Genomic DNA, 13,893 nt, shown 5'->3' with positions numbered 1-13,893 from the left:
CGTTTGCCTCGTGAGCGGCTCTAGACTTGTTCAGCCCTTGTTTGGCAACTCCAATACTACTTCAAGTCTAATGGAGCGGAGCGAAGAATCTACGACATCGACGTAGAGACTCTTCGCTGGCGCTCAGGGTGACATAACATGAAAAGGAAGTCCACATGGCATATTATTTGGTCACAGCCAAACCGATTCAATCGAAGATGAACGATCTGCGCAAATGGCTCGACTCGGGCGAGATCCGCGCGATGCGCCCGTTTGGTAACGCCTTGCAAATGGGACTCGACAACGCTCGCTGGCAAACCGAAGGCATAGCAATTTGGGAGGAGGAAGATTATTGTGTCCCGCCGCTGGCACAGGAACGTGCCGCAGTTCTGGATGACTATTTCACTGAATTGAATGTTCAATATGTGAGCAAAGGCGAAGGGTGGAAACGAATCGAACCTTTGAAGATGCTTTGGGAGAAGAATGACTAAACTTTTTGAATCGACAAACTCCGTCAAGTCTGAGTTGAACAAGCAAAAATATATCGCTTCTGGCGAGATCGCCACGATTGTGTACCTCGCGCAGAAGTTAGGAAAGCCGCTCCTCACCGAGGGACCTGCAGGCGTCGGCAAGACGGAACTCGCCAAAGCCATCGCAGGCGCGACGGGACGGGAATTGATCCGCTTGCAGTGTTACGAAGGGTTGGACGAATCGAAAGCGTTGTACGAATGGGAATACTCGAAGCAATTGCTGTACACGCAACTCCTGCGCGACAAGTTGAACGACACCCTCGGCAAAGCGGACTCGCTATCCGAAGCCGCGGATAAACTCGCCAAAGAAGAAGATGTTTTCTTTTCTGAACGCTTCCTCTTGCAGCGTCCATTGTTGAAAGCGATTTTGAGCGAACAACCATCTGTGTTGCTGATTGACGAAATTGACCGCGCCGACGCGGAGTTCGAAGCCTTCTTGCTCGAAGTATTGAGCGACTTTCAAGTGTCTGTGCCAGAGTTGGGAACGTTGACCGCGAAGCATCGTCCGTTCGTGATTCTCACATCGAACAACACGCGCGAACTTTCCGAAGCGTTGAAGCGGCGCTGTTTGTATCTGTTCATTGATTACCCGACATTACAGGAAGAACTTGCAGTCGTGAGACTCAAAGTCCCAGATTTGAATCCGAAACTGGCGCAACAGGCTGTGGAGTTTGTGCAACGCCTCCGCAAAGGAGACATGCGCAAGTCCCCGTCCATCAGCGAGACATTGGATTGGGCGAACGCGCTCGTCGCGTTGAACGCATCCAATTTGGATAAGGACACGCTCGAGGATACGATCTCAGTTTTGTTGAAACACGAAGCCGATTTGCAAAAGGCGAAGCGGCAATTTATCAATCCGCCACCGCCGCCTAAGCCGAGGGCTGACGATCTCGGGAGATTTACAAATAATTAGTTTTTCTCTGCGGAGAACAACGAAAATTAACCGCAAAGAGCGCGAAGCACGCCAAGAAAACCTTTTTAAATCTTTGCGGCCTTAGCGTGCCTAGCGGTTCAAAAAAGGTCGAATATGGAATCTCGCATCCTTCAACTCATCTCAGCCTTACGCGCGAGCGGGGTGCGCGTATCACTTGCCGAATCTGCCGAGGCGTTTTCGGCGGTGGATATCATGGGGATTCAAGACCGCGAAGAGTTTCGGTTATCTCTGCGCGCCACGCTGGTCAAAGATCTGAAAGACATTCCCGTTTTCGATAAATTATTCCCATTGTTCTTTGGGACAGGGACGCCGCCAATGATGGGCGGAAATCCGTCCGACGATATGACGCCTGAAGAGGCGCAGATGCTGGCGGACGCGTTGCGGCAGTACACGGAGAATCTCCGTCAGCGGATGCAGAGGCTTATGAGCGGCGACCAGCTATCCCGTGCGGAGCTGGAAGCGTTGGGTCAGATGGTCGGACTGAATCAGATGGACGACCTCCGTTATCAAAATTGGATGGCGCAACGGATGATGCGCGCGCTGGCGTTCCCCGAAGTCCGCGAGGCGTTGAAAGAGTTGATGGAACAACTCCAGCAGATGGGTATGAGCCGCGACCGCGTCGAGCAAATGCGAAATATGATTCAGGAAAATTTGCAGGGCATGCGAGAACAGATCGAACAATTCGCGGGCGAACGCATTGCCGAGAATATGAGCGAGCGACCGTGCGGCGAAGGCGTGGACAATTTGATCAACCGTCCGTTCCACGCGCTGAGCGATGCCGATAAAAAAGTTTTGCAAAACGAAGTGAAGCGACTCGCCGCCATGTTGCGAACGCGGATCGCGTTGCGGCAAAAGCGCGCCAAAAGCGGACAACTCGACCCGAAGGCGACCATCCGCGCGAATTTGAAATATCACGGCGTGCCGATGGAGATCAAACACAAAGACCGCGTGCGCAAACCGAAGATCGTGGTCATTTGCGACATCAGCACCTCGATGCGATTTTGTTCAGAATTGATGTTGAGTTTTCTTTTTGCACTGCAAGGACAAGTACGCAAGACTCACGCGTTCGCGTTCATTGATCATCTCGAATCGATCTCGGAGGATTTCAGCGGCTCGAACGCGGACGAGGCGATCGCGTCCGTTTTGTGGCGGATGCCCAGCGGAAGTTACAACACCGACCTCGGCTGGTCGCTCAACGATTTTCAAAGCGAATACATGGACACGCTCAACGGGCAGACAACGCTCATCGTCGTCGGCGACGGGCGCAATAATTATTATGATCCGCGCCTCGACATTTTCTCCACGATGAGCCGCCGCGCCGCGCGGACGATTTGGCTGAATCCCGAACCTCCATATCTCTGGCACGGTGACAGCGACATGCCCAAGTACGCGCCGATGTGCAACAATGTGTTGAAGGTCAGCAATTTGAGGGAGTTGGCAGAGGCGGTGGATTCGTTGTTGGCGGGGTAGTTCAGTGAAAGTGAGCAGTGATCTGTAAACAGTTATCAGTTGGGTTTATAATTTGGGAGGATACACGACATGGAAACCATCGAATTCGAATGGGACGATGAAAAAGCCGAAGATAACGTTAACAAACACGGCGTTAGTTTTGAAGAAGGAGCGACCATCTTCAACGACCCGATGATCGCTACGGTGTTTGACCCCGAACATTCAAAGCGCGAAGAACGGTATATTTCCATCGGGGTTTCCGTTCAAGGTCGCCTATTAGTCGTTGTGCACACCGAACGAGAAGAAAGAATTCGATTGATCAGTTGCAGAAAAGCAACGAATGGTGAGAGAAAAACCCATGAAAACAACTAACAAGAAAAAGAAAAATGACGAAATGCGCGCTGAGTACGATTTCAGCAAAGGCGAACGTGGAAAATTCTATCGTCCGCTGGAAAAAGGCTATACCGTTCGCGTAAATCACAAAGATGGAACGACCACAGTCAATCATTACGCGCTAACGGAGGGTTCTGTATTACTTGCTCCCGACGTGCGCGAGTATTTCTCTGATTCGCAAGCGGTCAACGAAGCCTTGCGCTCTTTGATCCGCTTGACAGAGAAAATGCCCGCGCGAAGATACAGCACACAAAGGTCAACCGCGCGGCAGGTGGCGGAAAAGTAGCACGATGACAGCGACATGCCCAGGTACGCGCCGATGTGCAACAATGTGTTGAAGGTCAGCAATTTGAGGGAATTGGCAGAGGCGGTGGATTCGCTGTTGGCGGGGTAGCATTTATGGAGAAAAATGGAAATCGATATTGCTCTCTCGAATGCAATCAAAAGCTTAGATGGCTTGTCTGTTGGCGACTCGTTTGGCGAGCTATTCTTTCGTCGTTCTCCGTTCGAGACGGCATTCGCCGATCTACCACAGACTTTTTGGAACTGGACAGATGATACACATATGGCTCTGTCTATTGTCGAAATTCTCAAGGAGTTCAACCGAATCGATCAAGACGAATTGATTGCATTGTTTGCCAAAAGATACAAGCAAGATCCTAATCGCGGATATGCGGGAGGCGCCCATCGCCTGCTAGGTAAAGTTGCAAAAGGAGGGAGCTGGCGGGACATTTCTCCGACCCTGTTCGGCACTGGCTCTTTCGGAAATGGCAGCGCCATGCGCGTCGCGCCGATTGGCGCTTTCTTCTACAGCGATCTTGATCGAGCAAAAAAGGAAGCGGAATTATCCGCAGAGGTTACTCATTACCACAGTGAAGGGAGGGCTGGGGCTATAGCAGTCGCGGTCGCCGCCGCGATTGCAACCAACCGACCATTTCCAAAAGGAAATGACTTTCTAAAGGCTGTGATTCCCCACATTCCCGATGGAGTGGTAAAGACTAACACCGAGTTGGCAATGCAAATTCCATCCGACGCGATCATTGACGCAATGAAACAACTGGGTTCAGGAGAAAAAGTTTCAGCGCAAGATACGGTTCCATTTTGTTTGTGGAGCGCCGCGCACCATTTGGATGATTTTGAAGATGCATTATGGAATACAGCCAAGGGCTTGGGAGATGTCGACACTACATGCGCCATCGTCGGTGGGATCGTAGCTTTATCGGCACCTGAAATTCCTCAAGCATGGCTTGCTCGACGGGAACCTTTGGGATTAACTTTTTAACCATTCAAATTTCAATTCAACCAGTCGTATAATCCTCCTCATGGCAAAAGCAAGCAAGCCCAAACCGCCAGCCGACGACGAAACATCACAACTCTACAACATTCTCACCCGCGCGAACCAGATCGCCAGCAATACCGAGCTGGACGATCTCCTCAACCAGATGCTCGACCTCATCATCGAGGTCTGTGGCGGGAACGCAGGCACGCTTTACTTGCTCGACTCGGAACAAGACGAACTCATTTTCAAAGTTATTCGGGGACCCAACAGCGACCACAGTTTAATCGGCAAACGGATCAAAACGAACGCGGGCATCGCAGGCGCGACGATGGCACAACTCGATCCGCTCGTGATTGAAGACCTCGCGCGCGATCCGCGCTGGCAAAAAGTGTCGCGCAGTTCAGAGGGGCTTCGCAACGTCATCTCCACTCCCCTGCTCTTGCGCGGCAAACCCATCGGCGTCGTGCAAGTTTTCAATTATTCCCACACGCCGCTACAAATCATGCAGATGCTCGGCGCGCGGATGGCATCCGAGATCGAGAAAGCGATGTTGCTGGAAGCCAGTCAACAACGGACAGCGCGACTCGAAGCGTTGATTGACATCATCGGGATCATCGGTTCGAATCTGGACCGCGACCTGGTTCTCCACCTCATCGTTCGCTACGCCCGCGACTTGCTCCACGCCGAACACGCGTCGTTATTCCTCATTGACGAAGAGCGCAACGACATTGTCTTGCACATCTCCTCAAGCGAGTCGAAGGTCCCCGCGCTGCGCGTCCCACGCGGACAGGGAATCATCGGCGCGGCAATCGAAAGCGGCGACATCATCTTCGTTCCAAATGTTCACGCAGATGATCGACACTTCAAAGACGCTGAACCCATCACGGGAATCACAACCACCTCATTGATCGCTGTTCCTCTCATCACACAAGCGGTTCAACTCGGACAGGAACTTGGGTCCGCCCAACCGCAGATCATCGGCGGGCTTGAAGCCATCAACCGCGTGGACGGCTACTTCACCACCGAAGATGCCGATTTACTACAAACGTTGGCAAAGCAAGCCGCGACGGTTTTCCAGATCGCCAAACTCTACGGCGACGCGAACGAACTCTTCCTCGACACGATCCAAGCCATGGTCGCCTCCATCGACGCGAAAGACCCGTACACGAACGGACACTCGCAACGCGTCAGTGAATTTTCGGTTGCCATTGGCAAACAAATGAAACTCTCTCCTGAGATCATCCATCAACTGCGGATTGGCGCATTACTCCACGACATCGGCAAGATCGGCATCCCCGATACCATCCTCAGCAAGCCAGGTCATTTGACGGAGGATGAAATCAACACGATGAAACAACATCCCGCCATCGGAGCGAGCATTATGCAAAACGTGCGGCTGTTGCGCAACGAAATCCCTGCGCTGGCGGAACATCATGAACACATCGATGGGACGGGTTACCCAAACCACCTTACGGGCGACCAAATTTCACTGTTCGGAAGAATCGTCGCCGTCTCCGATGTGTTCGACGCGCTGACCTCCGACCGTCCCTACCGCGCCGCGCTCGACGTGGAGGAAGTCTTGAACAAAATGCAAAAAGATTCGGGTTCGCATTTCGACGACGCATGCGTGCAGGCGCTCATCAAAGCCTATCTCGCGGGCGAGATCAAAACACAAAAAGACCGCGCGGCATAAACGATTTTGTAAAGCGATTCGCGCTTTTGCTGGCTTCCCCATTCGGCAATCGCTTGGTAAGATACCCCCCATGCCTAAAATTCTCATCGTGGACGACGATGTCACCATCACCAACTTGATGCAAGTGCTTGTCAGCATGAACGGACACCAGCCGACGACGGTCAACGACAGCCTGAAAGCCATGGAGACTGCTCATTCTGTGAATCCCGACCTGATCACGCTGGACTTGATGATGCCCGACCTGACAGGTTTTGAATTGTGCGAACTCCTGCGTAACGATCCAAAGTTTGCAAAGATTCCGATTGTGATCGTCAGCGCGAAGGATGATGCCGAAAGTAAAGCGAAAGCCAAAAGCGTCGGCGCGACGGATTACATCACCAAGCCCTTCGGCATGGATGAGTTCATCGGCAAGATCAAATCTTTGACGAGTTAACTACTTTAGACCTCACAGGTCTTGAAGACCTGTGAGGTCTTTCTGTTTGGTGTACACTTGGGGACATGCCGCCACTTCCCCTCTTTAAACATACTTTCACAGTTCCACAAAGCGCCATTGACGAGTATGGTCACGTCAATAACGTGATCTACGTGCAATGGATGCAGGATGCCGCCACCCGTCACCCGCAGGCGATTCCCGAATTCAAGCAACCCGAAAATACGGGATGGTTTGCGCGCGAACATCGCATTGAGTATCTCGCGCCTGCTTTTCTCGGCGATGAACTCGAAGTCCGCACGTGGATCGCTGAGGAAAAACTTTCGCGAGCGGTTCGCAAGTATGAATTCGTCAGGACGGCTGATAACAAGGTGATTGCCAGAGGCCAGACGTTGTGGTTCTTCGTCAACCTAACTACAGGCAGACCTCTCCCAATCCCCGCTGAAATCATGGCATTATTTCCGATTGTTCCCGACGAAAATCCCACATGATTCATCCTGCGTATTGCTGCCGCAGAGTCACGAAGACGCCGAGAAAATATTTTTATTATTTCTCGGCGTCTCTGTGGCTTGACCGTGTAACGTCAATTATTTACTCGCGTTCCAGGCTGTTCTTGCGCAAGTGCGACATAAATGTCGCATTACGAGAGACAGTAACGTCAATTATTTAACCAGGATTATTTTTCCAAACGTGCGCGGATCGGTGTAGATGCGTGTCGCCGAAGTGGACAGCATCACTTTCTGCTGTGTGCTCGCGCTGTCCGTGTCGCTGAGGCTGACGTTCATCCCAAATACCGCCCCTTCGGAAAGGGTGATGTCTTTGAGGAGCTCCTTCGGGATGAATACCTCCAAAATGTAGCCATCCTCGGTTTGGACCTGAGCCTGCTGGATCGCAATGACGTTCGAGGCGTCGGGTCCATTGAACCAAGCGAAGGCAATCGGGGGAACGCCGGCAAAATCGCCGACCGAGACGCCGATCTGGTAATCGTCGTTGTTCATGCCCGGGTTGTTGTAATCTTTTTCGAGTTGCGTATCAAACTGCCACTCGGCATAATCTCCGTGCCAGAGATCGGTATCGGCGACGGTTTGATAATGCACGTCGTCCACCACCTTGAGGGCAAAATACAATCCTTCCTCAGACCAGCCTTGCCAGACTTCGGCGGATAAGTCTTGCGGTCCCTTCCAACTATCTGGCGCGACCGTATGAGCGATCTGCGAGGCGTCGTTCAAGACGAAACTCGGCTCGGCGGACCAATCGTCTAATTTGCCGTCAATTGTGATTCCGCTGATCCTATGGAGTTCCATCGTGAAGGGGCGCGGAACTAATAACGCATTGGGGCCTACCGTCGGGACGATATGAGGCAAGCCGCCCTTCTCAAACCCGGTCTGGATCGCGTCCAGCATATCATCGTCGCCTTGACTCAATTCCCAGATCATCACGCCGCCAAGTCCCTGATCTTTTGCGTAGCCCGCTTTTGCGGCAATCGATTCGGGGTCTTCGTAACTGATGAAGATTTTCGTGGAGGGGTTGTACAACCACGGAACCTGCGACTCGTCGTTCCAATAGCGGGTATACGTTTCAAAGTAATCGGCTTTGAGTTCGGTATAGTAAAAAGAACCCGCTTCGTATTTACCGGGCGCGCCGCCTGTATTGGACTGGAACAAACCGTTATTCTCTTCAGGCACGCCCTGCCATCCATGTCCATAGAACGGGACGCCTAACACGATCTTCTCCGGCGGGATGCCTGCAGTCAAGTAGTTGCGGATGCTGGCATCCACCGTTTGAGAGGCGCTGCCGGGGTCGCCGGATGAACTATACAGCGGAGCATTGAAATTCGTCTTGGCTTCCCAAAGTCCGTGCAGGTCATACGCCATCACGTTGATCCAGTCGAGAGACTGACTCAACTTCGCCCATTCATAGTTGGAGTTGTTATCGCCCCCGCCCGGCGCGGCAATCGTCAGCAGGTACTTCTTGCCGTCCGCTTTGCCGAGTTCATCCAATTGACTGCGGAATTCCGCCAACAACAACGTGAAATTCTCTTTATCTTCCGGGCGCGCCCTGTCGGGTTCCTCGCCGCCGCTGACCGGGTATTCCCAGTCAATGTCAATACCGTCGAAGACACCTTTGTATTGTTTGAGGAACAAGTCCACGCACGAAGCGACGAACGCCTTGCGAGATTCGTCCGTCAGCGAGGCGTCGGAGAAATTTTCCGACCAGGTCCAGCCGCCTATTGAGATCAGCGTTTGAATGTGCGGATATTTTTCTTTCAGTTGCAACAATTGATTGAAGTTTCCATGCAGAGCGGTGGGATCGGTTGAATCGTCTTTCCCATTGACGCTTTCTTTCGCGGTGTATATCCGCCCAGTATCGGCGGCTATATCGCCAAGGACGCATTTGCCATCGTCAGTCACATTGGCAAATGCGTAATTGATATGAGTGAGTTTGTCCGCTGGGATGCTGGAGACGAAATAGCCTCGTTGATCGGCAACCCATTGGGCATAATATCCGACCACGCGTTTGCCTTCGGCTAAAGAAGGCGTTGAGTTACAACCGCTCAGAATATTTGCCATCAACAACACCAATAGGACACAACTTATTTTGCGCATGCTTTATCCCTTCATGACGATCGGTTTGGTTTGATTCGACTTCAACAGATTTTTCCCAACACATTGGAAAGGAGTGTATCACAAGCATTCTGAAAAAACCTGACAGGTTTCCGCATAACGGTTATTAATCGCGCTCTGCGTCCACGGTATGATTTCTGATGGCAACGACACGCGTAAAACTTGTCAGGTTTTACGCCAGCAGTTTCTGATACACCTTCAACAACTTCTTCTGCGATTCGTGCCATGTGAATTTCGTGAGCGCCCGTTCGGAGGCGGAGTCGGCTAATCGTTTCGATAAGTCGAAATCGTCGAGCAAGGTCAACGCTTGTTTTGCAAGATCATCGGGGTCGTTCGGCGAAAACAACAACGCGTCCACATCTTCGCGGGCGAGTTCGCGGACGATGGGCAGATTCGACGCCAACAGCGGACGCCCGCCCGCCATGTATTCCAACACCTTGATGGGACACGCGCCTTGCGTGACGTTGCGGTCGTTGAACCCCAGCGGGGCGACGCAAATGTCCGCGCTGGCGATCAATGCTGGGATTTCATGATGCGGCACGGCAGGCTGGACGATCACGTTCTCTTCGACGCCCAGTTTGCGGATCTGCTTCGCTAAAAATTTTCTCTGCCTCGAACGCCCGCGCCCGACGATGTGGAGTCGAACCGCTCGCTGTTCGAGAATCTTCGGCAAGGCTTTGACTACGACTTCGAGTCCCTGCCAATCGGCGAGGGTGCCGATGTACAACAACGTGGGGATTCGTCCCTCGCGGCTGGGCAACGGCGAGGCGGAAAAATCCGAAGGGCTAACTCCGTTCGGGATGACTGTGACCAGCCTCAAGGGGAGTCCGAGCGAGGCGATGTAGTCGCGCGTCACATTCGAGGGGCAGATGATCGCATCCGAAAGATGAAGAGTCGCAATCTCCTGTTCTTTGATCTTGGTCAGCAACTCCGAATCGATTCCAGGGTAATGATATTTGAGTTCAATCGAGGGAAGTCCGTTGACTTCAAAGAGGGTTTTGTAGCCGAAGCGTTTTTTGTTCTGCGCGATGGCAAGCCCATCCCAGATGTTTCGATAATGCGCAACATCGTACTCGTGATGCAAGGCGAGATGGTTGAAGACCGCCTTTCCAAAATGCGTGGCGCGCGCCAAAAAATTTTGCGAGACGTCTTGCGAGATGCGCGTGACTCGCGCACCTTCGATCGCGTCTTCGGTCGGGAGCGCGCCGTCATTCGGCGTAACCAAATGGACATCAAATTGCCCATTGACCAACCCGCGAATGTTATGCAAAATATGTGTGGACGCGCCCTTCGGGCTGGGCACGACATCGAAGGCGGTATAGAGTACGCGAGGCATGACAAGATTATAAACGAGGAGATTCTATGGAATTTGTTTTGTGCGGAGGCTTACTATTTGCAGTGATCGTGTTCTTCTATTTATTGAACACCGCGCGCAAACGCGTCAGCGAAACAACGTCGCTCGGCAAAAAACAACTCCTGCCTGTTTACATCTCGCTCGCCGACAAGCCCACCTCTATCATTCAAGGGATGAACAAACTCCGCTTCGACGTGAACAAAACGGAAAAGGCGGGCGACAAATGGCGTTGGATTCCCATGATGATTTTTTTCGCAGGCATTGGCTTGATGCTCATTGACGGCATCCTGCTTTTGCTCGGATATTTTTCGTTCGTCTTCACGGGCGGCGGCATCGCGTTGTGGATCGCCGCCATTGTGATGGCGCGCGGATTGCGGAAAAGCGATTCGTACGACATCTCGACTCGCTACAACGGCACGCGCGACATCCTCTACACGCTTCGCGACGACCTCAAGCCTGACTCGACCTACTTGGGCCATCTCGACCTTACAGGTTCCCTGCTCCCCACCAAAGTAGCGCGTTCCGCCAACGACGCGCAAGGGCGCACGACCGAATACTTCCGCGACGAGTGGCTCGCGCTGAAAGCAAAACTGTATGACGGTAGTATTCTCCGCGTTTCGGGAATCCAAAAATCGAAGAAGCGAAAATCGTATTGGAAGCGCAGTCGCATCAGCGGCAAGATGAAGAGCAAGCCTGAAAAGTTCAAAGGCACCGCGCACGACTTGAAAGTCCGCATCGTGCCGAACCCCGAAGTGTATAAAATTGCCAAGACCAGCGACGAGTTCAAACAGGGACTCAACATCGGCAAGTTCACCATTAGTCAATTAAGCACCGAAGGCGGCATGGTCTCGTTCGTCGCCAATTCACCTTTTGAAGAAGTGGAACATGAAAACATCTTGCAAATCCTCAAGTCGGCATACACTCTCCTGCAAAGAAAGGCGGCGTAAATGAGTCGCAAAATTATCCCGTTCGTGGTTGCATTCGTTCTGGTCTGTCTCGTGATGGTGGTTGCCGCGTTGTTCTCGTTCAGCGGACTGGCGAAGGCGGAGAAATTCGGCGCGTCGCAAATCTGGTCGCAGAGTTACGATACCGCCGAAAGCATGAAGGTCATCAACTTGATGGGCGATGACAACGACGAACTCTTCATCCAAAACGCGCAGAACGTGACCATCTTCGATGGCGGTGGAAATATTCTGTTCACGAAAGACTATCAATACCCGAAGACCACGCTCGGCGACGTGAACGGCGACAACCGCGAAGATGTGGTGGTCTTTTATCTCGGCGACTTGGGTTATTCAGTGGACACGATCATTGACGGACAAGCCACCACGCTCGCGCAAAGCCTGACTGTCGGACTCCCCGCGCGCGTTGCGATCCTACGCTTCCCCTCTGGACCTCAAATTGTCCTCGGCGATTCTGGCGGCGGACTTCAATCGTTGAGTCTCAGCGGTCAACCCTTGTGGAATTACTCCGTCGGCGGCGAAGAGATTCGCGGACTCGACGACGCGCTCATCAACGGTCAAACACATCTCGCCGCCGCGTCGCATGACGGCTCGGTGGTGGTTTTAGATGAAGATGGGCAAAAAGTTTGGGAGGCGGACCTGGAGTCCCTGCGGAGGATGCGCGCGTTCGACTTCAACTCCGATGGGAACAGCGAAATCCTGACGGGCGGCGAGTTCGGCGCATTCGTCGCATTATCCGCACTGGATGGGAGTCAAATTTATTCGCAAAGTATGGGACAGGCAGTGTCCGAGATCCGCGAAGTGGAATTGAACGGCGACCCGTCGTCGCGCGAGTTTGTGGTCGGCGGGAAAGACGGCGGCGTGTGGGCGTTTTCGATCAACGGCGGCGCGGTGAATCAAATGTGGACGGGTTCGCTTTCGGACAAGGTCACTGAAATTTCTGGCATCGACGTGGACGGCGACGGCGCGGAGGAAGCGGTGATCGGCGACGATAGCGGGACTGTGGCTGTGTTCACGGGCGACGGCTCGCGCAACAATTTAGAAAATCACAGCACGGGCATCACGCGCATCGACGTGGGCAGACTCAACGGCGAACGTTATGTGGTGATCGCGGATTATAACGATGTGCAAGTGAACAAGGTCAATTTCAATTCGATACCAGGATTTCAATACACGCCGTTGGTCGTTGGCGTGATCGTTTCGGCGTTCATTTTGATCATCGCGGCGATCCTTGCTTCGATACCGAAGAAACCTGAATTGAAAGTGTCGTTCCAAGATAAAAGCAGGGAATCGCTCGAAGCCGAACGCCGCATGTTGAAAGAGTCAATTGCGGATGTGGAACGCTTGCGCAAATCGGGCGAGGTGACAGGCGACGCCTACCTTGCGCGACTCAAACGTCTGCGCGGCGATCTCGCGGACAACGAAACCGCGTTCAAAACTGCGGGCTTCCCCATCAAAGTGGAAACGATCCAGTGCCCCAACTGTGGCGGCACGCTCGAACTCGGCATGGACAAGTGCGAGTATTGCGGACAGGTGTTGTTGTCGTAGGAGTAAACAGATTTCATCAGGCACGTATCCCAAAATACTCAGGAAATAGAACCGAAGCTGTAAAGCAGAAGTTAAACAAGACAGACACCCTATGGCGACGGGTGTCTGTCTGTTTTCAAGGATGTTTACCGTATCGTTGTTTGGTTATTTGTCAGCGCGGATTATTGCTCGTGTACAACGCCAGCATATTTCCTGTTGGGTCTCGAAAGATGCCAAACCAGCCAAAGCCGGGAATCTCCTCTTTGGCGCGCACAACCTTGCCGCCGAGTTGTTCCACTTGTTTCAAATCGGCTTCGATGTCGTCGCTGTCAATATAAACGATCACTTGTCCCGCCGGGAATTCTTGCGAAACGTTGGGGAATCCGCCGCTGGAAACGGCATCGCCTGATTCCCACAGGGTGTAATTCATTTCAGGAATCGGCGTGATCTTCCACCCGAACAACTCCCGATAGAACGCTCCAGCCGCGGCTTGCTCGGCGGCGGGAATTTCAACATGGACAATATTCCGTTTGGACATGGTTACTCTCCTTTTTGGTTGACGCGATTCTAGAATATATGTTCTAACCTGTCAAGCGTCAGATGTGGGAATGCTATGGCTTTACCAAAGTAGAGAAAAAGGTGTGGTGAGTAGGGCAAAGGCTTGTGAGATGTGCGCGGCAAACCAGCGACGGGCGTGAGCGGCATTATGAAATTTAGCCTGTCGAATGAGAGCCAAAAC

General features: G+C 52.6%; 14 protein-coding genes. 11 read left to right on the top strand and 3 right to left on the bottom strand.

Annotated features, from left to right (window positions below):
• Positions 1 to 155 precede the first annotated feature (155 nt).
• The 9 genes from AC16KF_RS07335 to AC16KF_RS07295 all read left to right on the top strand — a co-directional run bounded on the left by AC16KF_RS07335 (position 156) and on the right by AC16KF_RS07295 (position 7,178).
• Positions 156 to 470, top strand: coding sequence for a hypothetical protein (locus AC16KF_RS07335; RefSeq protein ID WP_484036652.1), 315 nt, complete (start codon positions 156 to 158; stop codon positions 468 to 470).
• A complete protein-coding gene (locus AC16KF_RS07330) occupies positions 463 to 1,422 on the top strand; it encodes an AAA family ATPase (RefSeq protein WP_484036651.1) in 960 nt (319 codons plus the stop codon). Before AC16KF_RS07335 ends, AC16KF_RS07330 begins: the two co-directional genes overlap by 8 nt.
• A 114-nt stretch (positions 1,423 to 1,536) precedes the next feature.
• Entirely contained in the window at positions 1,537 to 2,913 is a 1,377-nt protein-coding gene (locus AC16KF_RS07325) for a vWA domain-containing protein (protein ID WP_484036650.1), read from the top strand.
• 69 nt (positions 2,914 to 2,982) lie between these two features.
• On the top strand, positions 2,983 to 3,264 hold the full coding sequence (locus AC16KF_RS07320; RefSeq protein ID WP_484036649.1) for a BrnT family toxin: 282 nt from the start codon (positions 2,983 to 2,985) through the stop codon (positions 3,262 to 3,264).
• On the top strand, positions 3,251 to 3,571 hold the full coding sequence (locus tag AC16KF_RS07315; RefSeq protein WP_484036648.1) for a hypothetical protein: 321 nt from the start codon (positions 3,251 to 3,253) through the stop codon (positions 3,569 to 3,571). The genes AC16KF_RS07320 and AC16KF_RS07315 overlap by 14 nt, the downstream gene beginning before the upstream one ends.
• Before the next feature lie 123 nt (positions 3,572 to 3,694).
• The gene (locus AC16KF_RS07310) at positions 3,695 to 4,567 is read left to right on the top strand and encodes an ADP-ribosylglycohydrolase family protein (RefSeq protein ID WP_484036647.1); all 873 of its coding nucleotides are present in this window, start codon (positions 3,695 to 3,697) and stop codon (positions 4,565 to 4,567) included.
• Positions 4,568 to 4,607: 40 nt separating this feature from the next.
• Complete coding sequence (locus AC16KF_RS07305; RefSeq protein WP_484036646.1) at positions 4,608 to 6,257, top strand: HD domain-containing phosphohydrolase; 1,650 nt, start codon at positions 4,608 to 4,610, stop codon at positions 6,255 to 6,257.
• A 70-nt stretch (positions 6,258 to 6,327) separates the two neighbouring features.
• Positions 6,328 to 6,690: a response regulator gene (locus tag AC16KF_RS07300; RefSeq protein ID WP_484036645.1), complete on the top strand. Its 363-nt coding sequence runs from the start codon at positions 6,328 to 6,330 to the stop codon at positions 6,688 to 6,690.
• A 65-nt stretch (positions 6,691 to 6,755) separates the two neighbouring features.
• On the top strand, positions 6,756 to 7,178 hold the full coding sequence (locus AC16KF_RS07295; RefSeq protein ID WP_484036644.1) for an acyl-CoA thioesterase: 423 nt from the start codon (positions 6,756 to 6,758) through the stop codon (positions 7,176 to 7,178).
• 171 nt (positions 7,179 to 7,349) lie between these two features.
• Here AC16KF_RS07295 and AC16KF_RS07290 read toward each other — a convergent pair whose 3' ends face one another.
• Complete coding sequence (locus tag AC16KF_RS07290; RefSeq protein WP_484036643.1) at positions 7,350 to 9,257, bottom strand: glycosyl hydrolase family 18 protein; 1,908 nt, start codon at positions 9,255 to 9,257, stop codon at positions 7,350 to 7,352.
• 226 nt (positions 9,258 to 9,483) lie between these two features.
• Positions 9,484 to 10,647 (bottom strand): glycosyltransferase family 4 protein, encoded by a 1,164-nt coding sequence (locus AC16KF_RS07285; protein ID WP_484036642.1) that lies wholly within the window; start codon positions 10,645 to 10,647, stop codon positions 9,484 to 9,486.
• Between the two features lie 26 nt (positions 10,648 to 10,673).
• Between AC16KF_RS07285 and AC16KF_RS07280 the strand changes: the two genes are divergently transcribed.
• Both AC16KF_RS07280 and AC16KF_RS07275 read left to right on the top strand, forming a co-directional pair.
• The gene (locus tag AC16KF_RS07280) at positions 10,674 to 11,612 is read left to right on the top strand and encodes a hypothetical protein (protein ID WP_484036641.1); all 939 of its coding nucleotides are present in this window, start codon (positions 10,674 to 10,676) and stop codon (positions 11,610 to 11,612) included.
• Positions 11,613 to 13,175 (top strand): outer membrane protein assembly factor BamB family protein, encoded by a 1,563-nt coding sequence (locus AC16KF_RS07275; RefSeq protein ID WP_484036640.1) that lies wholly within the window; start codon positions 11,613 to 11,615, stop codon positions 13,173 to 13,175.
• A 151-nt stretch (positions 13,176 to 13,326) separates the two neighbouring features.
• Here AC16KF_RS07275 and AC16KF_RS07270 read toward each other — a convergent pair whose 3' ends face one another.
• Positions 13,327 to 13,692 carry a VOC family protein gene (locus AC16KF_RS07270; RefSeq protein ID WP_484036639.1) on the bottom strand — a complete coding sequence of 122 codons (366 nt, stop codon included), beginning with the start codon at positions 13,690 to 13,692 and terminating at the stop codon, positions 13,327 to 13,329.
• Positions 13,693 to 13,893 lie beyond the last annotated feature (201 nt).

Source organism: Candidatus Defluviilinea gracilis, from assembly GCF_057138825.1.
Note: the sequence above shows the minus strand (reverse complement) of the source record. Positions and strands in the feature narration are given on the sequence as shown.